Annotated in this window: 14 protein-coding genes and 1 pseudogene; 3 read left to right on the forward strand and 12 right to left on the reverse strand. The window is 46.2% G+C overall.

What is annotated here, in order from left to right; all coding sequences use genetic code 11:
- Positions 1-3: 3 nt before the first annotated feature.
- The 3 genes from BLU97_RS16410 to BLU97_RS02615 form a co-directional block, all read right to left on the reverse strand.
- On the reverse strand, positions 4-1524 hold the full coding sequence (locus tag BLU97_RS16410) for a non-canonical purine NTP diphosphatase (protein ID WP_074760118.1): 1521 nt from the start codon (positions 1522-1524) through the stop codon (positions 4-6).
- Positions 1524-4346 (reverse strand): leucine--tRNA ligase, encoded by a 2823-nt coding sequence (gene leuS / locus BLU97_RS02610; protein WP_074760119.1) that lies wholly within the window; start codon positions 4344-4346, stop codon positions 1524-1526. Before leuS ends, BLU97_RS16410 begins: the two co-directional genes overlap by 1 nt.
- A gap of 111 nt (positions 4347-4457) precedes the next feature.
- Positions 4458-5441, reverse strand: a complete 984-nt coding sequence (locus BLU97_RS02615; RefSeq protein WP_074760120.1) for a DUF3667 domain-containing protein — start codon at positions 5439-5441, stop codon at positions 4458-4460.
- Between the two features lie 165 nt (positions 5442-5606).
- On the opposite strand from BLU97_RS02615, the gene BLU97_RS02620 reads away from it, so the two are divergent.
- Entirely contained in the window at positions 5607-7103 is a 1497-nt protein-coding gene (locus BLU97_RS02620) for an L-fucose/L-arabinose isomerase family protein (protein ID WP_074760121.1), read from the forward strand.
- A gap of 74 nt (positions 7104-7177) precedes the next feature.
- Here the strand turns inward: BLU97_RS02620 and BLU97_RS02625 are convergent, their stop codons facing one another.
- The 9 genes from BLU97_RS02625 to BLU97_RS02665 all read right to left on the reverse strand — a co-directional run bounded on the left by BLU97_RS02625 (position 7178) and on the right by BLU97_RS02665 (position 24662).
- Positions 7178-8098, reverse strand: coding sequence for a hypothetical protein (locus BLU97_RS02625; protein ID WP_139208718.1), 921 nt, complete (start codon positions 8096-8098; stop codon positions 7178-7180).
- 380 nt (positions 8099-8478) lie between these two features.
- Complete coding sequence (locus BLU97_RS02630) at positions 8479-10740, reverse strand: protein kinase domain-containing protein (protein WP_175456282.1); 2262 nt, start codon at positions 10738-10740, stop codon at positions 8479-8481.
- On the reverse strand, positions 10706-11260 hold the full coding sequence (locus BLU97_RS02635) for a hypothetical protein (protein ID WP_013064448.1): 555 nt from the start codon (positions 11258-11260) through the stop codon (positions 10706-10708). Before BLU97_RS02635 ends, BLU97_RS02630 begins: the two co-directional genes overlap by 35 nt.
- Positions 11261-11937: 677 nt before the next feature.
- On the reverse strand, positions 11938-13302 hold the full coding sequence (locus BLU97_RS02640; protein WP_074760124.1) for an IPT/TIG domain-containing protein: 1365 nt from the start codon (positions 13300-13302) through the stop codon (positions 11938-11940).
- Between the two features lie 24 nt (positions 13303-13326).
- Positions 13327-15069, reverse strand: a complete 1743-nt coding sequence (locus BLU97_RS02645; RefSeq protein ID WP_074760125.1) for a SusD/RagB family nutrient-binding outer membrane lipoprotein — start codon at positions 15067-15069, stop codon at positions 13327-13329.
- 15 nt (positions 15070-15084) lie between these two features.
- Positions 15085-18264 carry a SusC/RagA family TonB-linked outer membrane protein gene (locus tag BLU97_RS02650; RefSeq protein WP_410543895.1) on the reverse strand — a complete coding sequence of 1060 codons (3180 nt, stop codon included), beginning with the start codon at positions 18262-18264 and terminating at the stop codon, positions 15085-15087.
- A gap of 36 nt (positions 18265-18300) precedes the next feature.
- Positions 18301-19434 carry a glycoside hydrolase family 5 protein gene (locus tag BLU97_RS02655; protein ID WP_175456293.1) on the reverse strand — a complete coding sequence of 378 codons (1134 nt, stop codon included), beginning with the start codon at positions 19432-19434 and terminating at the stop codon, positions 18301-18303.
- 181 nt (positions 19435-19615) lie between these two features.
- Positions 19616-22315 carry a helix-turn-helix domain-containing protein gene (locus tag BLU97_RS02660; RefSeq protein ID WP_175456283.1) on the reverse strand — a complete coding sequence of 900 codons (2700 nt, stop codon included), beginning with the start codon at positions 22313-22315 and terminating at the stop codon, positions 19616-19618.
- A 163-nt stretch (positions 22316-22478) separates the two neighbouring features.
- Positions 22479-24662: an alpha-galactosidase gene (locus tag BLU97_RS02665; RefSeq protein ID WP_074760128.1), complete on the reverse strand. Its 2184-nt coding sequence runs from the start codon at positions 24660-24662 to the stop codon at positions 22479-22481.
- A gap of 117 nt (positions 24663-24779) precedes the next feature.
- Here BLU97_RS02665 and BLU97_RS02670 point away from each other — a divergent pair, with 117 nt between their 5' ends.
- Together BLU97_RS02670 and BLU97_RS02675 are read left to right on the forward strand one after the other, a co-directional pair.
- Positions 24780-25355 carry a manganese efflux pump MntP family protein gene (locus tag BLU97_RS02670; protein ID WP_074760129.1) on the forward strand — a complete coding sequence of 192 codons (576 nt, stop codon included), beginning with the start codon at positions 24780-24782 and terminating at the stop codon, positions 25353-25355.
- 72 nt (positions 25356-25427) lie between these two features.
- Positions 25428-26219: pseudogene (locus BLU97_RS02675) on the forward strand (ABC transporter ATP-binding protein); the annotation flags it as partial.
- Positions 26220-26223 lie beyond the last annotated feature (4 nt).

The following is a 26223-nucleotide window of genomic DNA, read 5'->3' on the forward strand; positions in this document are numbered from 1 at the left end:
ACGCTACCTTTTTAATAGATAATCAGCCAGCTTTTGTACGGCTTTGGCGCGATGACTGATGTTGTTCTTAATACCTGTGCCCAACTCGGCAAATGTCTTGTTATAGCCATCAGGCATAAAGATTGGATCGTATCCAAAACCTTCACCACCTCTTTTGCTTTCGGTGATAACACCGTTTACGATACCATCAAAGGTAGTTACCTTTCCATCGATGATAAGGGCGATAACGGTGCGGAATCGGGCTTTACGATTATCGTTGTTCTCGAGTTCGGAGAGCAGCTTTTTCATGTTAGCCTCAGAGTCGTGACCTACACCGCCGGCATATCTGGCACTATATACACCAGGTGCACCTCCAAGGGCATCAACTTCCAAGCCTGTATCATCGGCAAAGCAGTTAACATGATACTTATCGTAAACCCACTGGGCTTTTATAAGGGCATTATCCTTCAGTGTCTGACCCTTCTCAGGTATGTCGTCGTGACAACCTATTTCGCCAAGCGATAGCACTTCGAACTTGTTGCCAAGAATCTTTCTAACCTCGCTCAGCTTATTCAGATTATTGGTGGCAAATACTATTTTCATTTTTTTCTGTTCTTCTCTCTTCTTAACTTTTACTTTCATCTCATCGAAGCCTTCGCCATATACACCGATTACGCTCGACTGCGATACAAACGCATTGGGGTCGATCATCTTAATGAGACGGAAGATATAAATACTCTCGTTCTTTCGGGCCAGGATACAAAGCACTTTTACTTGTTTTCCTGTGTACCATCCGTGACCATCCAGAATAGTTACACCATGCTTGGTTTCGGTACCGATAGCATTGGCTATCTCCTGCCATTTACGGGTGAAAATCATGAACTGTACCGACTGGCGACGGGCATTCATCACGTAATCCAATACATAGTTCTCCATCGCCATCACGCAGAAACCGAACATAACCTTATGGGCACGTTCGAGATAGGTGCCGAACTGGGGGAAGAACATACACGAACCAATGATACAGAAGTCGGCAGCAATCAGTACGTTACCCAGCGATACGGCAGGATGGTACTTGTTGACTGATGCAGCTATGATATCGGTACCACCTGTTGAACCGTTATGCAAGAATACGGTGGCCAGCGCGATACCTGTAATCACACAGCCGATAATCATCGACATAAAGTCCTGTCCCTCGCCCATGAGCTTAAACGGCAAGCCGTTTTCCTGCTTAGGAATAATATCCTGAGCAAACTTCAACATGAAGTAAAGCGTAAAAATGGCAAAAATGGTCTTCATCAGGAACTTATAGCCTAATATCTTCAAGGCAACCACCAATAATATGCCGTTGATAATGATATAGGTATTTTCCAAATGGAAACCTGTGGCGTAGTAAATAATAGCTGATAAACCAGTTACGCCTCCAGCAACAATCTGATATGGCATCAGGAATACTGTAAAGGCGATGGTATAGAGAAGAAGGCCAAGGGCTATAAACATATAGTCCTTGACCTCATTCCAAATCATCTTGTGATCGATAGTCATTATTTCTTTAATACAATGTTCACCATACGCTTAGGGACGATGATAACCTTTGCTACCTGGAAACCTTCGAGGTACTTCTGAGCGCGCTCATCGGCCAGTACAGCCTCCTCGATGGTCTTATTGTCGGCATCAGCAGGGAAAGTCATATCAAAGCGAGTTTTACCATTAAAGGCAACACCAAGTTTGGCCTCACTTTCAACCAGATATTTCTCTTCCCACTTTGGCCACTGTGAGTCGCATACACTACCCTGCTCACCCAGCATCTCCCACAGCTCTTCGGCCATATGGGGTGCAAATGGAGCAATCAGTATAACGAGAGTCTTCAGCATCTCCTTGTTCTTACACTTCTGCTGGCCCAGCTCGTTCACGCAGATCATGAAGGCCGAGATAGATGTGTTATAGCTGAATGTCTCGATATCGGTAGATACTTTCTTGATAAGCTTGTGTATGCTCTTCAGGTTCTCGGGTGTAGCAGCACCCTCGTCGAATCCATTCTGGAAGAGGTTCCAGAACTTCTTCAGGAAGCGGTGACAACCATCGATACCGTTGGTATCCCAAGGCTTACTCTGCTCAACAGGACCCAGGAACATTTCGTAAAGACGCAGGGTGTCGGCACCATACTTCTCTACAATCATATCGGGATTAACCACATTGAACATCGACTTCGACATCTTCTCGATAGCCCAACCACAGATGTATTTGCCATCTTCGAGGATGAACTCAGCATTGTTATAATCCGGGCGCCAAGCCTTAAAGGCCTCAATGTCCAGAATATCAGCCGATACGATGTTTACATCTACGTGGATAGGAGTAGTTTCCTTGTAGTTCTTTCTCAGGTTCAGACTTACGAACTTACCCTTATCGGCACCCTCGTCCTCGATACGATATACGAAGTTAGAACGACCCTGAATCATACCCTGGTTAACCAGCTTCTTGAATGGCTCGTCCTCGCAGCTGTAACCTGAATCAAAGAGGAACTTATTCCAGAAACGTGAGTAAATCAGGTGACCGGTAGCGTGCTCGGTACCACCTACGTACAAGTCTACGTTACGCCAGTACTCATCTGCATCCTTGCTAACAAGAGCCTGCTCGTTCTTGGGATCCATATAGCGCAGATAGTAGGCTGATGAGCCTGCGAAACCAGGCATGGTGTTCAGCTCGAGTGGGAATACGGTCTTGTTGTCGATCTCATCCTTCGATACCACCTTGTCGGTCTTAGTATCCCAAGCCCACATCTTAGCGCGTCCCAATGGTGGCTCACCAGTCTCGGTTGGTTTGTACTCATCAATCTCAGGCAACTCGAGAGGCAGACACTCCTTTGGAATCATGTAAGGCATGTCGTCCTTGTAGTAAACAGGGAATGGCTCACCCCAGTAGCGCTGACGTGAGAAGATGGCATCGCGCAAACGGTAGTTAACCTTTACACGTCCCAAGCCCTGCTCGGTAACATATTTCTTGGTGGCAGCGATGGCCTCCTTAACAGTCAAACCATTCAAACTGAACTTAGCTGATGAAGAGTTGCAAACAATACCCTCCTTGGCATCGTAGCTCTCCTCGCTTACGTCAGCACCCTCAATCAGTGGGATGATGGGCAGGTTGAAGTGCTTGGCAAAGGCGTAGTCGCGACTATCGTGAGCAGGTACAGCCATAATGGCACCTGTACCATAGCCTGCCAGTACATATTCTGAAATCCAGATGGGGATCTTTTCGTCGGTAAATGGATTGATAGCGTAGCTACCTGAGAACACACCTGTTACCTTGTGGTCCATCTGGCGCTCACGCTCTGTGCGCTTCTTTACATAAGCCAGGTACTCATCTACTGCAGCTTTCTGGTCGGCAGTTGTCAGCTCGGCTACGAGATCTGATTCAGGAGCCAGCACCATGAAGGTTACACCAAACATAGTATCGGCACGAGTGGTAAAGATGGTAAAGTGCTTATCGCTGTCGGCAACGTTAAACTCAACCTCAGTACCCTCTGAACGTCCAATCCAGTTGCGCTGGGTTTCCTTCAGCGAGTCGGTCCAGTCGATAGTATCAAGTCCGTCAAGCAGTCGCTGAGCGTAAGCCGATACACGCAGACACCACTGGCGCATCTTCTTCTGCTCTACAGGATAACCACCACGCTCTGATACACCGTTAATAACCTCGTCGTTGGCAAGTACGGTACCAAGTGCAGGGCACCAGTTAACCATTGTCTCGGCCAAATAGGCTATACGGTAGTTCATCAATACCTCCTGCTTTTTCTTCTCCGAGAAGGCATTCCACTCGGCAGCAGTAAAGTGCAGCTCCTCTGTACCAAGAGCATTACAGTTCTCGGTACCCATCAGCTCAAAGTGCTCAATCAGCTTGATGGTAGGCTGGGCCTTGTGCGATGAAGTGCTGAAGTAACTCTTGAACATGCGCTGGAAGGCCCACTGGGTCCACTTATAGTAGATAGGATCACAAGTACGAACCTCGCGCTCCCAGTCGAAACTGAAACCGATTTTATCCAGCTGCGAGCGGTAACGGTTAATGTTGTCGAAGGTGGTCTTCTCAGGGTGCTGACCAGTCTGGATAGCGTACTGCTCGGCGGGCAGTCCGTAAGCATCGTAACCCATGGGGTTCAGTACGTTATATCCCTGCTGACGCTTGTAGCGGGCATAGATATCACTGGCGATATAGCCAAGTGGGTGACCTACGTGCAAACCTGCTCCTGATGGGTAGGGGAACATGTTCAATACATAGAATTTCTTCTTGTTCTTGTCTTCCACCACACGATAGGTTCCATTCTCAACCCATCGCTTCTGCCATTTCTGTTCGATGTCTCTGAAATTGTAATCCATTGTATCTATATATTATTTTGTTTCCGTACATTATTAATGCGGGTGCAAAGTTAGTGCAAATCGCAGAAAAAACCAAATTTAATAAGCAAAATATTGTTTCAGTCATCACGATTATAACAGATGTAGCAAATATATGCCCAAACAAACTATCATAACAATGAGTGTTATGCCTGCAATTGTAAGCAGTACAAAGGCGCCTATCAGTTTGGCGATGGTGCGCTTGTAACTAAATCCGAACAGCTGTTTCATCGGTACGATAGAAAGTATATACGATAGTAATTCTATCGCCGTAGATTTTCCTGGCAAGAAAAAGCTGCCAGCTGTACTAATAATTGTCATCATATTTGTGATATATACCATCGCTACGAAACACTCCGAATAACGTAAGTCTGGTATATTAGGATTCTTGTGGAAAAACAGGTATAATGGTAATGAAAGCGTGATAAGCCAAAGGAAAGAAACTAGAGTTTGGTTGTCGATAATCCAATTTACGATGTTTTCTAATTTCTTTAAAATTTTTGTTTCAATCGATTCGCCGTTAATATTGATGACTTTATTATGCTTGTTTTGGGCTGTTTGAACGATGATGGGTTTTCCGATAATGTCAAACGTATCAGTAACGATTTTGTTAGCATCGGTTTCGTTTATTTGGGTATTGGTATTTATATCATTCAATCCCTGTACAGACTCTTTCTTGGTTTTATTGATGGTATTTTCAAACTTCACATTAAGGCCCGATTCTACCAGAACCGAGAGGGCTATTAATAGGAAGAACATCTTGAAAGGAGGGAAATACGCCATCTGCATACCGTTCAGATAGTCGCGAATCATATAGCCAGGTCGCAGCAACAAATCGCGAATGGTACGGAACATGCCTCGGTTGCCTAATCCCCACACATCGAGAAACAACAGAAAAGCCGACTTGAACGAGTAACGACCGATGGCAGCTTTCTGTCCGCATCTGGGGCAGTAGTTGCCATGAAACTCTGTGCCGCAAGTGGCACAAACATGCTTCTCGGCCGATAGCTTCACCACCTCGTGAGGCTTTATCTGCCAAGCTTTAAACTTTTCGTATTTTTCTTTTAACTGTTCCATTACGTTTGCAAAGGTAACAAAAATATGTTTTAAATGTATCATCCATATATTAGAATTGTATCATCGGCTGTTATTTTTTCTAAAATTCTTTGTGATTTCGGGATTAAGTTATAACTTTGTGGCTTGAAACGAAAATCATTACTTTATTAACAAACTCATTTTAATATGAACAACGTACCTAAAATTAAAGTTGGAATCGTCGCTGTATCTCGCGACTGTTTTCCTGAGTCATTAGCTGTTAACCGTCGTAAGGCTGTTATCGCTGCGTATGAGAAGAAATTCGGTAAGGATGGCATCTACGAGTGCCCTATCTGCATTGTTGAGAGCGAAATCCACATGCAGCAGGCCCTCGAGGATATCAATAAGGCAGGATGTAATGCACTCTGTGTATATCTTGGTAACTTCGGTCCTGAGATTTCTGAGACCATGCTGGCTAAGTATTTCAATGGCCCTGCTATGTTCTGTGCTGCTGCCGAGGAAACTCAGAACGACCTGATTGATGGTCGTGGCGATGCTTACTGTGGTATGCTGAATGCCAGCCACGCTCTGTCTCTGCGTAAGACTCGTGCTTACATCCCAGAGGAGCCAGTTGGTGATGCTGACCACTGTGCAGAGCTCATCCACGAGTTCCTGCCAATCGCTCGCGCTATCGTTGGTCTGCAGAACCTGAAGATTATCAGCTTCGGTCCTCGTCCAAACAACTTCCTGGCTTGTAACGCTCCTATCCGTGCCCTGTATGATCTCGATGTTGAAATCGAGGAGAACTCAGAGCTCGACCTGCTGGAGTCGTTCCAGAAGCACCAGGGCGATCCACGTATCGACGATGTAGTGAAGGATATGGCTAATGAGCTGGGTGCTGGCAACAAGATTCCTTCTGTTCTGCCTAAGCTCGCTCAGTATGAGCTCACTCTGACCGACTGGATCGAGGCTCACAAGGGCTGCCGCCAGTTCGTATCACTCACCACCAAGTGCTGGCCTGCTTTCCAGACCATGTTTGGTTTCGTTCCTTGCTATGTAAACAGCCGTCTCACCAGCCGCGGTATCCCCGTTAGCTGCGAGGTTGATATCTACGGAACACTGTCTGAGTTCATCGGTACTTGCATCACAGAGGATGCCGTTACACTGCTCGACATCAACAACACCGTTCCTAACGATATGTACGAGGAGAGCATCAAGGGCAAGAAGTTCCTGTGCGACGAGTACACCGACAAGGAGATCTTCATGGGCTTCCACTGTGGTAACACCGCTTCTTCTAAGGTTTGCAACTGCAGCATGTGCTTCCAGCGCATCATGGCACGCGCTCTGCCTGTAGAGGTAACAAACGGTACTCTCGAGGGCGACATCAAGCCAGGCAAGGCTACTATCTATCGTCTGCAGAGCACAGCCGACACCAAGCTCCGCGCTTACATCGCTCAGGGTGAGGTTATTCCTGTAGCTACACGCTCATTCGGTTCTATCGGTATCTTCGGTGTTAAGAACATGAGCCGCTTCTATCGTCACGTGCTCATCGAGAAGCACTACCCACACCACTGCGCTGTGATGTTCGATCACGCTGGTAAGTACCTGTGGGAGGTTCTCAAGTACATGGGCATCCCCGTTGACGAGATCGATTACAACTTCCCTAAGGGTAACTTCTACCCAACAGAGAATCCATTCGCATAAGCGATACATTCTAAATAATAAAGCCGCAACTTTCAAGGTTGCGGCTTTTTTGATTTATATAAATTGTGATAGGATTACTTCCACTTAAGGTTGTAAGTTGTCTCTTCGGTATTTTCGCCTTCAACAACCTTGACAACGACCTTAGTAACAAGGTTGTTGCTATCCAAGGTGTATTTTGCAGTAATGGTTCTTGTGACATCATTTCCTTCTTCTTTCCAAGTTCTAACCAACTTCTCAGGCAGATACTCAGGCATTGCGCCAAGTTTGTCGAAGATAGGAGCTGATTCAGCCAAATCCTCTACATAGAAAGGAAGCTCAAAGACTCCACCACCATAGAAGAAGATATTAGCAAGAACGCCAGCCTTAACTGTACCATAGGTTACGGTGTAATTATTTACATCTTCTTTTTCTTCTTGGTCATTCAGTTCATATCTTTCGTAACTAGCAATAACATTTTCATTCCAAGAAAAATCAAATAATTCATCAGTTTCCATTTCACCTGACTCTTCATTTTTCTCCCAGGCCTTGAAACCAATCAGTTTACCATCCTTATAGGTAAACTCATCGTAGCCATAATCATCTGCATATTTTGTAACAACACCATCGGTAAGGGTATAGACCTTAGTCTCTACATTATCGTCTCTTTTGGCCTTTACGGTTATTTTATCAGTTTCATAGGTAAAGGTGCATGATAATCCTTCGTAAGAATCACCTGTAAATGGATCTACGCTTTTATAAGCAGCTTTTGTAACCTTACCATCATCACCATAAGTGAAAGCAAGAACGCCGTTATTGCCCTCAGATTCAACCGAAATCTCAGAAAGAATACCCTTAATCTCTGTTGGTGTCTCAGGTGTCTCTGGCTCATCAGGAGTAGTTGGAGTCTCTGGAGTAATTGGGTTGTCACCTACACCACCAAGACCTTCTGTACAAGCGCACAATGTGAAACCTGCGATGAGTAAACTCATCGAAACTGACATGAATTTTGTTTTCATACTTTTAAAATTTAATTGTTTAACGGATAATATTTATTCCAAATAGGTTCTCATACAGGCACATGAGTGTGAGCCTTCTTGACATCCCTAGTCAGAAGGTTCTGGAATACCTGTATGCGTAAGAATGAAAATCGGCTCACACCTGCAGGTATATATGTGAGCCGACTCCATAGCGGAGTTAGCGGTATATATGCTACTGCAGGAGAAGCAGCTTTCAGTCTTCTCGCCCGCATACTTTGAATTTTCCAGATTCTCTGACGGGTCAAAGCTTATTAGCTCTCCTCGAAAACAATGGCTATTTCTAACCATTGGTGAAAAGGTATAATATTTTTCTGAATTAAGTTGCATTGTGAGCCGAAAAATTTAATTTCGGTGCAAAATTAATCGAAATTCAGGAAACTTAATTGGTCCAAATTGGTCCAAGTTTTAAAATAGTATGAAAAATCTGTTGTTACGGGTGCTGGTTTAGCTGGGAATTCATGAAGACGATGGACAAAGAGGTTCCAACCTTCAGTCTTGCTATATGCTTCGACTGAACCATAAGGAATGTAGATTTCTGGATGAGGATGCTCTGTAGGGAATAAATGGGCACTACCGCCAAGCGAACTATAAGCTGGCGGAACAGACGATTCGCAATAAACTCTCTGGAAGACACAAGCGAAACTCCATGGTCCAATGCTTGTAATCTGAGCGGGAATGGTAACCTCAGGACGATTAAACCAATTAAAGCATTCGTCGCTAAGACTCGTTATGCTATTGGGTATAAAGGCTGTAACACTACCTGTAACCATCTGATTGGTAGCAGTTTCTATAATGGCATTGCAATCTTCACGACTATCATAAACGGGATTATCGGCACTTATTTCTACCTTACACAGATGATGGTTTCCACCCAATGCTGTCGAGGCAATATGAGTGACGCCAGATGGGATGTAAAACGCGTTAAAGTCGCATTTCAGAAAGGCATTCTCGCCAAGCGTTTCTACAGAGCGAGGCAGTTGTACAGACTTAAGATTATTGCAAAGTTCGAAAGCACTTGCCTCTATCTCTTTCAAGCCTGTGAAATAGCGCAACTCATCAAAGCTGCGTATAGCCGTATTTCCAGAAAAAGCACCACCAAGCGAGGTAACAGCCATAGCCTCGTCTATAGACAATTCGCCATCGCCATTACTATCCCAATGACTAACACAGACGGACTTAACTGCCGGATCGCGAAACTCTATATACTTATGGATATATGGTTTGAGACTCTGCCAAGATTTCTTCTCATTCGTTTCTGTCATATAGAACTCTGGCACAAAGATAGCAGAGAGTTTGGGGCAGTCAACCAGATGATGAGCACCATCGTTGGTGTTGGGTAATACTGATTCGAAGATGACTGTTTCAAGCTCAGGACACTCTTCCAGTATATGGTCGCCTATAGCTACGACACTACTGGGGATGGTTATCATCTGCAGACCTGTATGGCGAAAGGCACTCTGGCGGATAAAACGTACCGTTCGAGGTATGCGGATTGACTCCAGGTGGGTGCAATCCCAAAAGGCACAAGCATCAATTTCGTTAAGACCAGTAAAGTGTTCCAGTTCTGGGAACGATCGCAACAGCGTGTCCTTTGTAAACACATCGCCAAGCGACTTTACTGAGGCTGCTTCTTGATAGCTCAGTTCACCATCGTGATCATAATCCCAATGGCTGATGCATTTTTGCTTTGCCTCAGGGTCCTCGAAGCCAATAATCTCGTGGTTCAGCACTTTCACCTGAAAATTAAGCTCAGCCGTATGTTTCTCTAAATCAGAGGCTTTATGACTTATCGCATTCACTTTTGCTATCAAAGCAAAGATGACAACCAGGGCTATCATGGCTGATGCCATAAGCTTGAAATGCCACTTGCGCTGCTGATGAAGGGCGGCAAGCAGATCGTCCATATTCTGATAGCGTTGATGGATGGGGCGTAGACATCGCTCAGCCACCTTTTTATATATATCCATTTCCAGAAGTATGACTCCCAGCGAATAGATATCGTTACGAACATCTGGTAGAGCTTTTGTGGCTTGCTCTGGAGCCATATACTTCAATGTGCCAGCAGGTTGTTTCAGTATGGCATGACTATCGGTATCAGCTAGTCCGAAGTCGATAATCTTCACATAACTGCCGTTGTAGGTAATCATGATGTTTGAGGGCTTCAGATCGCGATGTACCACTTGTTGGTGATGAATGTAGGCCAAAGCCTCTGCCAAATCGATAGCTATGCGTTGGCGATCGCTACGACTGGGATTGGCCTCAAGATATTGAGCCAGCGTCTCGCCATCAATCCATTCGGCTATGAGGCATCGTTCGTAATGCCCGTCAGCTATCAAAACATCCTCCATACCAATGGCTTGCATGATAGATGGATGCTGCAAGCGCATCATAATCTCGAATTCCTTGCGAAGCAACTGTTGATAGGCGGTATCGGATGATAGTTCCTGCTTCAGACATTTGAGCAGAAACCATCGCCCATAGCGTTTGGCTTTGTACAAACGACAATAGCCCGTAGATGGCAATTCAACCATCTCGGAGAAGGTGGAGCTGAGTCCCTCGAAATCACTTACTATGTAGCTTGAAGCATCATCGCTCATATCTAATGCCTCCCCGTTTGCCACAAACATAATTGGTTTGTTCCTGATCGCCCTGTTGCAACTGACTAAGATATAGTGGCTCACCTTCGATAATCAGACTACAGCAAAAGGTATCGTTTGCTTTCAGACGAGTGTTCTCTGATGCTGTAACCACAAAACGCATATCGCCCTCATAGCGGATATGACACACTCTGTCAGGTAGCCAATAGAGTGTTAAGCATTCTCCCACAGCAAGGTCGGCATTTACATCCAGATGGCGATTCATGGCCAGATTACTTGGCTCCATGCCATCAGCAGGAGAGTGCATGCAAAACGCCTGATAGTTCTTGTAACCAATGAACTGGGCTAAGGTATCGAGTGTTCTCACGCTTGGTTCGCCCTCATTGTCTAAGTAGCCCCACACACGTTTAAGGGTTGTGGCACTAAGCATCTGATGTAATCGCAGAAAGATGCGTTCTCTCAGCTGGTCGAAATCTTTTGGCGTGCGTATCTCCTGATGAAGCGCTTGCTCAATAGTTTTGCAAAGTAATTCTGTTTGTTTCATTATCTAATCACCACCTGTGACTTTATATGGTTTGACTTTAGGTTGGCAAAGTTAACGATTTTTTCTGAAACAAAGAAATAATTGGCGGAAAAATTGTCTCGGCCATCAGGGTAAGTATCTCTGGGAGGTTCTCAAGTACATGGGCATCCCCGTTGAGGAAATCGACTACAACTTCCCCAAGGGCGATTACTACCCAACAGAGAATCCATTCGCATAAGTCGAATACATTCCCTAAATACCAAGCCGCAGCCCATTTCCGGGTTGCGGCTTATTTTATATCGGCAAGAAAGTTCAAGTACTTCCGTTGGAGTACTCGAGTACTTTAGTAAGCGTACTGTAGTACTTCCTAAGGCGTACTGGAGTCATATCTAATAAGTACTCATGTCAGCATTAATGGTGGCATGATTTTTTTGCAAAAACCTCTCCACCTTTCACTCAATACCTTTGAAACCTTTATATACAAAGCGTTTTAGCCACATGAGAGGTTGGAGCAACCTCTCATCCTCCTCTATCCCCAGTATTTATGCAAGTTTCAGAAGATTTGAGTGAGAGGTTGAGAGATTTCGCAATTATCACCTTAAAATAAGTTGTGATATAATGGTTAAACAAAATGAGGGCTGGTATCCGTGTGGAGGAATACCAGCCCTTGATGTTTCATGGTAGTATAGATGTTTTATTTACTTCGAAAATGTTACCTTGGTAAGCTTGTAACCGTAGCCTACAAGCAGCATACCTCCACGCTCATCTACAATTGCCTTGTTGGCTTCGGTGTAGGTGAACTCGAATGGGTTTGGTGTGTCGGCTGTGAGGTCGAACTGAGCTACGATCTGATCCTCGGCATTATCGCCCCACCAAGGTGTGGTGATACGCAGGGCATGATAGCCATCAGGCATATCGGCCATCTGGTAGTAAACATGCACAGTAGCGCCAACAGGCACAGCAGCCATATCGGCAGCTGAGACAGTAACGTTTGCATCGCCCCAGTTAATCTCGATGCCGCCTTCCCAAAGGGTGGTCTCGGCAGGAGCTACATTCTCTACAGCAACCACCTTTGTAAGCTTGTAACCGTAGCCTACAAGGAGCATACCTCCACGCTCATCTACAATTGCCTTGTTGGCTTCGGTGTAGGTGAACTCGAATGGGTTTGGTGTGTCGGCTGTGAGGTCGAACTGAGCTACGATCTGATCCTCGGCATTATCGCCCCACCAAGGTGTGGTGATACGCAAAGCGTGATAGCCATCAGGCATATCGACCATTTCGTAAACCAAACGGATGGTAGCGCCTACAGGCACATTAGCCATATCGGCAGCTGAGACAGTAACGTTTGCATCGCCCCAGTTAATCTCGGTGCTGCCCTCCCAGAGTACAGTCTCCTTTACGCCTGGATCAACATACTCGGTATTGCTAACTGTGAATACACCGCAACCATAACGTGCGCCATCGGCCTCGATAACAACAGTGTACTCGCCCTCGGCGATGCTGGGAACAGTAAAGGTAAGTTTTCCGTTTGCAAACGATACGTTGCTAGCCTCCTGCTTGCCCACGAACACCTTGGTTACGTTAGCAGCATTGGTGCAATCGATAGTTTTGGTGCTACCGATAGTGAGCCAACGTGATTTGCCGTCGCCGGCCAGTGAGGGATCACCCTCGGCAGGCAGAACAACGAGCTTGCAGGTACGTGAGGTTTCAAGGCCCTTAGTGGTAGCAGCTACAATCTTTACGATGTGCTCGCCAGCCAGTACAGGTGTGTCGATAGAAAGACCTTCGGCTACCTGCTCATCGTCGATAAGCCAGGTAACGGTGGTGTATTTAACGGGGGTAACCATTACGTCGAACTGGAAGTTCTGGGTGCGCTCGATGGTCATGAGCACGCCAGGCTCGCCACCCTTACCTTCGGGGATATCCGTATTCAGGATACGGGGATAATCGTCCTCGCCAGCCGTGAAGAACGGATCCTCATCAGATGTGCAAGCTGTATTAGCAGCCATGCCGCAAACCATGAAGAACATGGCGAGATATTTTGATATATTCTTAGTAATCATAATGCAATTATTTCTTTAAAATTATTACTCGACATTGATATCGCTTGTGTCCCACCAGAGACGCTTGTGCCAATCGTCCTTGCCACCCATGCGCTCGATGGCAGCCTTGTAGTTCTCGCTGTTGTACTGGTTCTCCAGGATGGGGTAACGCAGGCGATTAGGTGTTGACAGATTAGCATCGTCGTAAGTAAAGTCGGAACGGATAGGCAACTTTGTACGATCGGCCAGTACAGGATAGTCGGAACGACGCAGGTTAGCCCAAGCCTCAGCAGGGTTCATCATGTGCAGGATGTAAGCCTGAGTGTTGATGGCCTCCTTAGCATTGGCAGTAAGCACGCCAGCGTTCATCAAACCATTGATGTAGGCATCGATATCGGCATCGGCAATCTTATCCTTGTTCTGCAGATAGTGGTTGTTCATCCAGGCCATCGAAGCCTTGATACCAGCCTTGAAGTGCTCCTCAACGGTACCGTTAACATTCCATCCCTTGAGCTTTGCCTCGGCCAGCAGGAACTCTACCTCGGCTGAGTTGATGAGTGTACCAGGACATTCGGGCATCTCAAAGTCGATAGAGAGGAATGGACGAATCATACGCGCATTGAAGTTGTTCTGATCGAAACCAGCCTCGGGATACATTTTTACATACTTCTCGAGTGTAGGAATCTCAGAGTTAGCAGGTGCATTTACCCAATCGCTCCACCAGGCAGCACCTGGTACACAAGCGGTATAGGTATCAACCTTGTCGAGATAAGCAATAACCTCATCAGTAACATCGATATTCCACTCGCGGTCGGGCTTAATCTCCGAACGGTTGGTGTTGATGTAGTGACGACAGATGCGATAAAGGCGTGGATCGTTGTTATCCTTTAAGATATTGAAGAATGTGGAGCAGATAAATGTTGGCGAAGTAGGATCCTGGCCATACAGAATCTCGCCAAGTGCGTTTACACGGAAATCAAGGTCGCGTGAGCCGTCGTAGAGAGTAAAGGGGCTGTCGGTATAGATAATGTAGGCATCGTCGGCCTCAGAAGCGATATAACCGCCATTAGCCGAGAGGGCCATCTCGAACTCCTGCTGAGCCTTAGTAGGGTTCACATCGCTGATGCGCATAGCAAAGCGCAGGCGCAGGGCATTGGCATACTTACGCCAAGCTGCAGGATCGCCATACAGGCTGGTTACGTCGCCACCAATATTATCGGTGCCAGTACCAAGCTGATCTACACAAGCAGCCAACTCATCGAAGAAGAAGTTATAAATCTCCTCCTGAGTATCGTACTTAGGATTAGAAATACCTTTAACAAAGCCTAAACCAGCCTCGGTACAAGGAATATCGCCATAGGTATCGGTAAGAACCGACATGAGGTAAACACGGTGAATGCGCAGAGCGGCATTGGTGTTTGGCATATCCTCAGAATTTGCGATGGCATCTACAATATTCTTGATAGCCACAGCATAGTACTGGTCCCAAATCAGGCGCATCTGATCGTCCTGTGCATGTACGCTACCAGCATAGTTGCTAACGTTCCATCCACCTGCGAAGTGCTGTGTAAAACCAGTAATGTAGCTACGATAGGTGTCCATCAGTCCGAAGTCGCCATAGGTCTGCAGCAATGCTGTAGTGAGCTGGGCGCTTGGAGCAATCGATGACGCCTTGGTCTCGTCGGTATTGAGCTCCTCCATGTAACTATCGCTGCAAGATGCAGTAGCCAGGAAGGTACAGCCAACCATACCAGCGAAAAGGGTTTTCTTAATATATTTGGTAATCATAATAACTGATGCTAATTAAAATTTTACGTTTACATTGATACCATAGCTGCGGCGTGAAGGCAGCGAACCATACTCCAAACCAAGTCCTGAGGTGTTGTAACCTGAGTCAGGATCGATGTTAGGAATGTTCTTCCATACGATGAATGGGTTACGAGCAACGAACGAAACGTTGAGGCCCTTCACGGTCTTACCCAGCCACTTCTCGGGGAAGGAGTAGCCGAAGGTGATTTCGCGGCACTTTACATACGAGTTGTCGTAGATAAACATCGAAGGTGCATTCTCGGTAGCAGTCTTCCAGTACGACTCGGGGTTAACGGGGATATCGTTCTGACGGTATGTACCATCACCATTGTCGATAACACCAGGAACAATCAGTCCCTCGCACTTTCCGGCAGCACGCCACTCATCAAGTGTCATATTAGCCTGCTTACGCAGCTCCTCAGAACGGTACCACTCCTCGCGGCCCTCGAGTGTGCCATTGGCTTTACCTGTAGCATAGGCCGAACGCATTGACATCGAGAAGAGGTCGGCACCAACCTTAACGTCGAAACCTGCTGAGAGGCGGAAGTTCTTATAAGTAAAGGTAGAGTAGAAACCACCTGTCCAATCCCAAGAGGCATTACCCAGGGTGTGAGTCTGATCATCAACCTCGGGCAGACCGCTCTCGGCATTGATAATTACCTGTCCGTCGGCTGTGCGCTTAAAGTCCTTACCGATGATTGAACCGTAGTTCTTACCAACCTCGGCACCTACGCTAACACCACACCAGGTAGCCTTCTCAAGCTCGAAGTAGTCCATACCGTCGATGAGTGACTTAACCTTATTGGTGTTTTTTGAGAAGTTTGCACCAGCATCCCATGCGAAATCCTTGATTTGCAGCACGCGACCGTTTAGTGCAATCTCGATACCCTTGTTCTGAATCTCACCAGCGTTGATGAGGCGATAGTTATAACCAGAAGTTGACGAAGAAGCCAGACCGATAATCTGATCCTTTGACAACTGGTTGTAGTAAGTTACATCCAGACCCAGACGGCCCTTGAAGAACTTCATCTCCAATCCCAGCTCAAAGCTGTTGGTACGGGTTGGCTTCAGGTCCTTGTTAGGCTGGGTGTTGTTGTTAATCATACCAATTACATAACCACCGTAAGAGTACTTACCTGTGGTGTAGTTCAGCGCCAGCTGATAAGGATCGGTATCGCTACCTACCTGTGCCCACGAAGCACGAATCTTACCATAGTTAATCAGGCTCTTGTTCTTGATGAACTCAGAGAATACAACGCTACCTGAGAACGAAGGATAGATATATACATTATTATTAATAGGCAGAGTAGATGACTTATCACCACGTACGGTAGCCTCGAGATAGTAGGTGTGCTGATAACCTACGCTAGCCGAACCGAAGATAGAGTTAATCTGCTTCTTGTAAGTATTCTGCTGAATGCTCTGCTCGGCATAGTTCATGATAGCAATGATATCCTTCATCTGCTGGTCGGTACCAGTAAAGATATCAGTCTTATTGTTTACCTTGAAGATGTTACCACCAAGGGTAGCGTTTACATCGAAATCGCCAAACTGGTTGTTATAGAGTGCCAACAGCTCGGCGTTCAAAGTGCGGTTTGTGAACTTCTGGTTCTGCAGCTGTCCAGCCTGCTTACCAGGAGTAGTGCGGCAGATGAAATCCTGGAACGACATGAAGTTCATATCGGTACCGATGGTACCCTGCAACTTCAAGTGGTCGGTGATATTCCAGATGGCCTTACCAGTAAGACGGAACACATCCTTACCAGTGGTGTTCTCGTTCTTGTACAGATCCCAATAAGGGTTCTTGTTATACTGATCGTTACCATTCCAGTTGGCATAGTCACCATCCTCGGTCTGGTAGTGCTGCAACCAAGCCTGATTGTAAGTACCAGCCAGTGTCATGAGGTTCTTACCGATATTGCTCTGAGAGTCGCCCAGTGCAGGACGGTTCTTAACATCCTCGCGAGTATAGTTGGCTGTGAAGTCGAAATCAACAGGACCTGCCGATGTGTTTACACGCAGGTTGAAGTTATCACGACTCATGTGTGTATTAGGCAGAATGTCCTTGTTACGCATATCGGTAACGCTGAAACGAACACCTGTCTTACCAGAGTTAACTGACAGGATAGCTGTGTTCTGAGTAGTCATACCAGTACGGAAGAACTCGCTGGTATTGTTAGGATACATCAGGAATGGGCGCTTTACGTGATCGAAATACTCAATCTCCAGGTCGTCGGCCTTAGCACCCCAACTTGAGTTGGTACCCGATGTGGCTGTGGGGCTGTAAGCACCGCTGTAACCCATACCGTAAACCTGCTGGATATCGTCCCACTTAGCCAGCTGCTGGTCGAAAGTGAGCGAACCGTTATACTCAACACTTACCTTATCCTTATCGGCCTTCTTGGTGGTAATCAAGATAACACCATGTGATGCACGGCTACCATAAAGGGCCGAAGCGGCAGGACCTTTCAGTACGGTCATGTTCTCGATATCATCGGGGTTGATAGCCGAGATACCATCACCCAGGTCGAATCCGCCCTCAGTACCTGCACTACCAAAGTTTGTATTGTCGAGGGGCACACCATCAATCACGTAGAGAGGCTGGTTGTTACCACTGATTTCGGTGTTACCACGTAGCAGTACACGGGTAGAACCAGAAGCACCACCTGCGGTATTCTGAACTACCAGGCCTGCAACCTTACCCGAAAGCGAGTTGATAACATTGGTTTCCTTAGCCTTTGTTAGCTCCTCGCCCTTTACCTCAGAGAGGGCGTATCCCAGAGCCTTACGATCTCGCTTGATACCCAGGGCGGTAACAACAACCTCGTCGAGCAAAGTCTTGTCTTCCTCCATCAGGATTTTCATGCCCTGCTTGGCCTTTACCTGCTTGGTAGCAAAGCCGATATAGCTGATCTCGAGCATATCGCCAGGCTTACACTTGATTTTAAAGTTACCGTCGATATCGGTAACAGTGCCTGATGCACTACCAACCACCTTTACAGTGGCTCCAATCATTGGGCCATTGGCATCCTCAACGGTACCAGAAATGGTCTGGTCGTCGGGGGCTACTGAAGTAGCATGACCGTTAGTGGTAACGGCACCTGCTGTCAACGGCATCCACATCATGCCTGCAAAAAGCAGACTGAGAAGCGTTTTTGATTTCTTCATGTACATTGTTTAATTAGTTAAATTATAATTGGAATTTAATTGTTATTTCTTACCCTCCAAGATACCTTGAAGCACCCAAGGTGCCTTAACCTTCATGCCGGCATTGCGATCGAAGATGCCAAAATGCTCCGAGCCGCTGCCAAAGCTATTGTTGTCCCAGATAAAGGTTGAGAAACCGCGCTGCTTGGCCTGACTAACCAGGAACTGGCAATAATAGGTCATATTTTCATGAATCAAGTCCGTCTGGCCACTCTTCTGGCGATCGGTAACACCCCACTCGCCTATCACTACGCCTAAACCCTGATTACTCCATGTGTTTACTACTTTATCAAAAAACTCGCTCATGGTCTTTTCGTCGTTAGGCGAGGCTTCGCCTTTGGTCTTATAAGGCTCACCCCAGAAATTATACTTGCACTCGCCAGCATAATCCCAGGGGGTATAGTAATGGAATTCTACACTCATATAATCGTTGCCATTGCCTTCGATATCAGTAGGCACAATGAAATCGCCGTTATTAATTCCGAAGTCGGGGTTGCAAACATACGTCTGCACCAGCAGATGGCGTTTGGCATTATTGCCACCCGTAGCACGTACCACATCAACAAAAGTCTGGTTGTAGGAGTTCTGCACAGCCAGATTCTCGGCTTCGGGCTTACCCCAGTTGTCCTTAATGTGCACTTCATTAGTTCCGGCAAAGGCTACACGGTAGTCGTAATTGGCAAACTCGCTGGCTATATTCAGCCAAAGCAGAGCTAACTTCTGGTTGTTCTCGTCTTTGTATTGGTTGGTAGGGCGCCCCTCAAGCCACTTATCGTGGTGTGTATTGATAATCACTTTCAGATCGTTGCTCAAGCACCAGTTTACCACCTCCTTAACACGAGCCAGCCAAGCCTTATCGATACTCATGGCTGTAGGATTAGTGATGTGACACTGCCAACGGATAGGAATACGAACGGCATTAAAACCTGCTTCCTTTACTGCCTTGATGGTTTTCTTGGTTACCACAGGATTTCCCCAGGCTGTTTCGGCCTTGATACTGTTATCGGCCATATCAATGGCCATCGATTCGCCATCTTGTCCTGGAGCCGAACACTCAAACTGGTTACCCAGGTTCCAACCAACAACATCTTTGTTCCACTCCTTTGCTGTAGGCTGTGCCTTAGCAGGCGCAGCCATTACACAGCAAAGAATACTACTAACTAATAACTCAAAAATCATTTTTAATTATCTGATTGTTTTATTTGGTTTGCAAAATTATGCAAACCTATCCTGAAGCGGGTTTGATGCTATGCAAAAAAGGTTTCATTGCTATTTTCTGATAGCTTTGAAACCTTTTATAACAGAATTCAAACCTTATTTACTGGTATTTTGAGGGCGATACACCGAAGTATTTCTTAAATACAGTACTGAAATACTTGGCATTCTCAAAACCTGCAAGTGTAGCTGCATCAGATACACTACGTCCGTTTCTCAGCATCTGGGCAGCACGCTCCAGACGAATGATACGGATAAAGTCCTGAGGCGATTTACCAGTAAACGACTTCAGTTTTACATAGAATAGTGTACGACTCATAGCCATCTCGCGGCAAAGACTGTCAATAGAATAATCTGTGTCGCTAAGATGTTCGGATATAAGTTGGGTAGCCTTATCTACAAAGTCGGATTCAGCCTCATCATTATCTGCAACTTGTACCTCTTCGGGCTTGTCGACAGCGGGTTCTGATGTGGGTGTAGAAGCATCATTGGCCTTCAGATGATCGATGGTCAGGCGCATGTATTTTTCGTGCAGTTTATATACCTGCCAAGCGGAATAGAATGCCAACAATACCAGAGCAATGTAAATGCACCACATCCACCAAGAGCTCCACCAGGGCTGGGCAATTGTAATAATCAGCGTCTTGGAGTCGAGCACAGTACCTGTTGTACGACTGAGGCATTGTAGCGTTAGCTGATGCTTGCCCGGCTCAAGATTCACGAAACGTATATGTTGCTGATCGGTAGGCGTACTCCACTCACCATCACCTATCTTATATCTATAAACAATATCGAAATGGTTACGCATATTTACACTCTCGAACATCAGATCGAACGTGCGTTGGTTGTAAGAAAGGCTTAACCTGCCTTGGTTGAGCAGCTGATACACCTTTGCGTTTTGCAGTTTATCCGAATCAATATCGCAATTTACACCTAAGAAAGCAATTTGAGCCGTATAATTAAGGGGCTGCACATCCTCAGGATGGATAATGATGGCACCTGTAGTTGAACCAAATACGATATCGCCATCAGGCAGCACTTGAGCCGCTCCACGCGAATACTCCCGGTTAAATCCATAACAGTAATTGGCATTAATAACTTTGTCGCCTTCGCCCGACTTTACAAAAGCCAGACCTTCGTCGGTAGCAATCCATACGCGTCCGTCGTGGCTTTTAACCAAACTACGTACATAGTTAGATGGAAGACCATTAGCCGTAGTTATCTGTCGACTGATGTGTTTGCCAAGATGGTAAACATATACACCACCACCATCGGTAGCTATCCATAGCTCCATGCCTGAAGCCAGCAGATGTGTTACAAATGGGTTTACATCGGTTATACCAGCAGGTGTATAGTCTAACTCCTTAACCTCGGCGCTACCAGGTGTAATCAGCTTAAGTCCAAAGGCTGTACCAACCACAATCTGTCCTGAGGTGAGCTGTGTAATGGCTTGAACATCGTGTACTGGATAGTAGCGACATTCGGCCTGTTTCTGACTGATTTGCGAAACAGGACTATATACCAGATCGCCATTCAGCGAGCCTACCCACAAACCACCATCCTTATCATATAAGGTGGCATAAACATGGTCGTCTTTCAAAAAACTATTATCTTTTGTGTATATCTGACGTACATTGGCACGACTGTCAATCTCGATAACGCCCTTGCCATAGGTTGAAACCAATACACTACCATCGGCTTTTTTGCTGGCGTTAAGCACAACTGTACCCTGACAACAATGCTGCCATTGCCCAGTTGCAAGGTTCTTGATGCTGATACCATTATCGGTACCCATCAGCAACACGTCTGCCGAAAGCGGCATCACCATATTCACATTATCGTTGAGCAGACTCTGCTGGTTGTTAGCCAGATGCTGATAGATAGCAGTAGTAGTACTGATGGGACGGGCAATATCAATACCTCCAGAATAGGTACCTATTACGATGTTTTTCCAACTATCTACCAGCATGCTATAAACACCGTTGCCATGCAGCACGCTATGCTCCGACTCGTTGGCATCGAAGAGCAAAGAGCAGCCACCTCGGCCATCACGACTAATCTGATAAACTCCCTGTCCATCAATACCAATTAGCATGGTATCATCATCATAAGGACAAATGCTGCGGATTGGATTATGATACAGGTTTTTATCTGATATACGTACAAACTCATCTGATGTAATCTTACCATTCTGATTAAGGGTTACCAAGTGCAGACCATTCTCGTAGCCTCCAACCCACAAGCGGCCCGACATTTCATCGTGGTAGCCGAACTCAGCATTATAAGGTAGCAATCGCTGACCTCGTTCGTTGTACACACCATCTCGGGCACAGAACAGCAGATGCCCCATCATAGGCAAAATCTGGTTTACATAAGTTCCCTTCATCACTTGAGTTAGTGTGGTGTCCTTCAGTAGATAAACGCCATCGTGTAAGGCCAGGAACAGGTTGCCATCCTTTACGTAGATGTCGTTTAATGCCACCTCGTGCCCCAGCTTCTTGGAGATGCTGGCTACTGGTTTAAAACCATCAAGAACTGACTGGAAAAGATAGATGGAGCCACGATTATCAAAAGCATAAATGGCTTTATCGTTAGTGGCCATCTTAATAACACGCCCGCCAAGATGAGCGAAAGGCGTACCATCGTCGAGTCGGTATATCCTTACTTTCGAGCCATTATAGCGACCTACGCCTTTCATAGACGACCACCAAATGGCGCCAGATGTAGTCTGGCAAACAGAAAAAATGCGTTGATTATCCACACCATCAGCTATACCTAGATGTGAATAAGTAAAATGTTTCACATCTAAGGCGTGTAATTGCATGGCAAAAAGCATGAATAGCGTAATCAGCCAATGTTCTAATCTTCGTTGTAGTTCCATTCGGCTGCAAATATACGAAAAAAAGCGCAATATACATCCTATTTTAATGAAAAGAATGTATATTGCGCCTTTTTCTTAGCCTAAGTTACTGTGCCTCAAGCAACAACACACGACTGCTCCAATCGTTTTTCTTGCTCCATTCGGGCTCGTTACGATAAGGCATTTCAAGGCCGTGATTCATCAGATAGGCACCACTGAACACCTTACCCTCGAAATCCATCGGACGGAGATCGATACGGTTTAATTCGTGAATCTTATAGTTCTTCGAAGCATCGAGACCAGCCATTTTTACACGTGGCAGATGCTCGTTCTGGAACGATTCGGTTTTCCACCAGAAGAATACCGATTTCGATTTCTGCTCATCTACATACATGAGTGATGCCAAGCCCTGCTTATCGTAAGGCGAAACAAGGCGATAGATGTCGCCAAACTGTACGATAGGACGAATCTGCTTATATTCTGCAATAGCCTTACGGCAGAGTTCCTTCTCGTCGTCAGTCATATTCTTAGGCTGAATTTCCATACCCAAGCGACCACTCATAGCCACATCAATACGATATTTGAGTGCTGTGGTGCGGAAAACGGTGTGGTTAGGTGTAGCCGAGATATGCGAAGCCATTGCGATGGCGGGGAAGAAATAACTGGTTCCCCACTGCATGTAGATACGCTGCAGGGCATCGGTATTATCGCTTACCCAGAACTCATCGAAGTATGGCAGAACACCCCAGTTGGCACGACCGCCACCAGAAGCACAGGCCTGAATGGTAAGGTTGGGATACTTAGCACGAACACGCTGGCAAACCTTCTCGAAACCACGATGATATTCGATATAAAGATGACTCTGATCGTTCATGGTGAGGTACTGCGAACCATGATTCATGATGGCCATGTTGGCATCCCACTTAATATAATCGATTTCGGGATATTTAGTCATCAGGTTATCTACAATCGAGAACACAAAGTCCTGCACTTTAGGGTTAGCCAGATCGAGTACCAGCTGCGTGCCGCCACGACCTTTCACTACGTCTCGTTTTGGTGCTTTTACAACCCAGTCGGGATGTGCATCGTAGAGTTCGGATACCGAGTTGGTCATCTCTGGCTCAATCCATATGCCGAACTTAATGCCGTGCTTCTTAGCATCGCGAAGCAGACCTTCGATACCCTCGGGTAGCTTGTTGGTATCCACCTCCCAGTCGCCAAGGGCACAGTTGTCGGTCTTGCGAGGATATTTCACGCCAAACCAGCCATCGTCCATTACAAAGAGCTCGCCTCCCATCGAGGCTATATCGCCCATCATCTGGTCCATACCCTGCTGGTTGATGTCGAAATAAACACCCTCCCAAGAGTTCAGCAGTATCTTACGCTCCTTATTGCCGTGAGCCAGCATATATTTGCGGCCCCACTTGTGGAAATTACGCGATACACCTGAAAGACCGCACTTTGAAAAGCTGAATGCTACCTTTGGTGTAGTGAATGTCTCGCCTTTCTTAAGATGATAGGCCGAGTTATCGGGGTTAATGCCAGCAAAGAAGTAATGGTACTCTGTATCATCGGTCTCAACCTTCAGCTGATAGTTGCCTGAGTAACAGAGAGCGGCACCAATCACGTCACCGCTGTTCTCCCGGCCTTTACCATCGAGCGAGAACATCACTTCGGCATGATCGGTATGTGCATTGCGTACACCATCCTTATTCTTAATCACCTTCTGTCCAAGCTGGATAGGCTCCTCAATCAAGCGAGCTTCGTTGCCCCACGAACCGCCAAAGTGCGAAAGCCATACGTTTCCGCGACGGATGGGCAGCGAACAAGAGGCAAACTGCGTAAGTGTAATGGGCTTTGCCTCGCCGTTCTTGATTTCTGTCCAGATTTCAATCATATCTTCGTCGAAACGTGCCTGATAGTACAGCACTACCTGAACGGGGTATTTGGGATCTTTCAACGTGATCTGAGTAACAGCGCCTTGTGTGGTTACATCTGTTGCAAAAAGTTCTGTCGACATATTGCCATCGGCATGGGTCATGGCCACTGCACCCTCTGCAGGACAGTTCATACCATAAGCAGGATAAGCATCCATACGTCCGTTACGAGGGGTTTGCAGATTCTGCAAATCGTAGTCGCTTAGTTTTGCACCATAATACACATACTGTGGTTGTTTACCTGTTTCTACATCAAGCACCATCGTGGTGTTCTTGGTTTGGATAACTACCTGTTTAGCCCAAACCGTAGAGGCAGAGACCATAAGGCAAGCTAGAAAAAGAATCTTCTTCATTTTTTGAATCGGTTATTAGTTAAAAAATCTGAGCGCAAAGGTAATAAAAAATTTGTTTATCTCAAAAAAAAGTTGTTATTTTGCAAGCTAAAGTATAAGAAAGAGCAAAATATTATCATGAACTCGCTGGATATATGGATGTTAGCCGTTGCATTGGCAATGGATTGCTTCACGGTTTCGATTGTGAGCGGTGTTATCGTTCGCCGTTGGTTGTGGGCAATGATTCTGCGTATGGCTTTTCTTTTCGGACTGTTCCAGGCTGTGATGCCACTGATAGGCTGGCTGACTACCAACCACTTTAGCGAGCAACTGGAAGCCATCGACCACTGGATAGCCTTTGGCTTGCTGGCATTTTTAGGTGGAAAAATGATTCGTGAATCGTTCTCGGACGAGGAAGAACAGCTGTTTAACCCTAAAAACCTGCGTACCCAGCTAGTATTGGCTGTTGCTACAAGTATTGATGCGCTGGCCATCGGTATATCGTTTGCTTGTACAGGCTATCGTGCCTTTGCACAGATAGCTTACCCGCTTTTAATCATCGGTCTGGTATCTTTCATGTTCAGTTTTGTAGGCTACAGGTTGGGTGTAAGGTTCGGCAAGTCGATAGCCCGCAAGCTAAAACCTGAACTGTTAGGCGGCATAATTTTGATAGTAATAGGTATAAAAATACTGATTACCCACTTAATGGCTTAAGATAAAACTCGCCAAAAGAAAAAAGTTTGCAAATTGTGATACTGTTTCCAAACTTTTTACTATCTTTGCACCATGAAGACGACGGGCGAAACTATAGAGCTGCACAATCTAAGCATTGGCTACCAGACAAAACACGGTATAAAAACGGTGGCTATGGGCATCGATGGTACCATCAAAAGCGGTGAACTTACTTGTCTGCTGGGCGCTAATGGTGTAGGAAAATCAACGTTACTTAAAACCCTCTCTTCATTCCAACCCAAAACAGGTGGCGAGATACTGTTGGAAGGTCGCGAACTTTCGGAGTACAGCGATAAACAACTGAGCCGCCTGATAGGAGTGGTGCTGACCGAAAAGCCCGATGTGAGGAATATGACAGTTCGCGAGCTTGTATCGTTGGGTCGATCGCCCTACACAGGGTTCTGGGGCACCTATTCGAAAGACGACCTGCAGGTGGTTGACGAGGCTATTGCGATGGTGGGTATAGAGCCGCTGAAGAAGCGCATGGTGCACACGCTGAGCGATGGCGAACGCCAGAAGGTAATGATAGCCAAAGCGCTGGCCCAACAAACACCTGTGATTTATCTTGACGAGCCAACGGCTTTTCTCGACTATCCCAGCAAGGTTGAGGTGTTGCAGCTGTTGTGTCGCATTAGTCGCGAGGCCGACAAAGTAATATTCTTATCCACGCACGATGTGGAACTGGCTTTGCAGATGGCCGATACCATCTGGTTGATGACTCAAGGCGAGGCTGTGGCTATCGGTTCGCCCAAGGCGCTGGCAGAACAAGGGGCATTAGGCAGGTTTATAGAACGGGAGGGTATAGTTTTCGATCCCAAGACCATGACAATAAAAGTAACAAAACAGGTAT

The sequence above is a fragment of the Xylanibacter ruminicola genome (genome assembly GCF_900107775.1).
Taxonomy (GTDB): Bacteria; Bacteroidota; Bacteroidia; order Bacteroidales; family Bacteroidaceae; genus Prevotella; species Prevotella ruminicola_C.

Bases quoted from the DNA above. Each gene is read 5' to 3' on its own strand.
- BLU97_RS02645 (WP_074760125.1), bottom strand. From the start codon at position 15,069: ATGATTACCAAATATATTAAGAAAACCCTTTTCGCTGGTATGGTTGGC.
- leuS (WP_074760119.1), bottom strand. From the start codon at position 4,346: ATGGATTACAATTTCAGAGACATCGAACAGAAATGGCAGAAGCGATGG.
- BLU97_RS02655 (WP_175456293.1), bottom strand. From the start codon at position 19,434: ATGGCTGCGCCTGCTAAGGCACAGCCTACAGCAAAGGAGTGGAACAAA.
- BLU97_RS02615 (WP_074760120.1), bottom strand. From the start codon at position 5,441: ATGGAACAGTTAAAAGAAAAATACGAAAAGTTTAAAGCTTGGCAGATA.
- BLU97_RS02620 (WP_074760121.1), top strand. From the start codon at position 5,607: ATGAACAACGTACCTAAAATTAAAGTTGGAATCGTCGCTGTATCTCGC.
- BLU97_RS02650 (WP_410543895.1), bottom strand. From the start codon at position 18,264: ATGTACATGAAGAAATCAAAAACGCTTCTCAGTCTGCTTTTTGCAGGC.
- BLU97_RS02640 (WP_074760124.1), bottom strand. From the start codon at position 13,302: ATGATTACTAAGAATATATCAAAATATCTCGCCATGTTCTTCATGGTT.
- BLU97_RS02625 (WP_139208718.1), bottom strand. From the start codon at position 8,098: ATGAAAACAAAATTCATGTCAGTTTCGATGAGTTTACTCATCGCAGGT.
- BLU97_RS02670 (WP_074760129.1), top strand. From the start codon at position 24,780: ATGAACTCGCTGGATATATGGATGTTAGCCGTTGCATTGGCAATGGAT.
- BLU97_RS02665 (WP_074760128.1), bottom strand. From the start codon at position 24,662: ATGAAGAAGATTCTTTTTCTAGCTTGCCTTATGGTCTCTGCCTCTACG.
- BLU97_RS16410 (WP_074760118.1), bottom strand. From the start codon at position 1,524: ATGACTATCGATCACAAGATGATTTGGAATGAGGTCAAGGACTATATG.
- BLU97_RS02635 (WP_013064448.1), bottom strand. From the start codon at position 11,260: ATGAAACAAACAGAATTACTTTGCAAAACTATTGAGCAAGCGCTTCAT.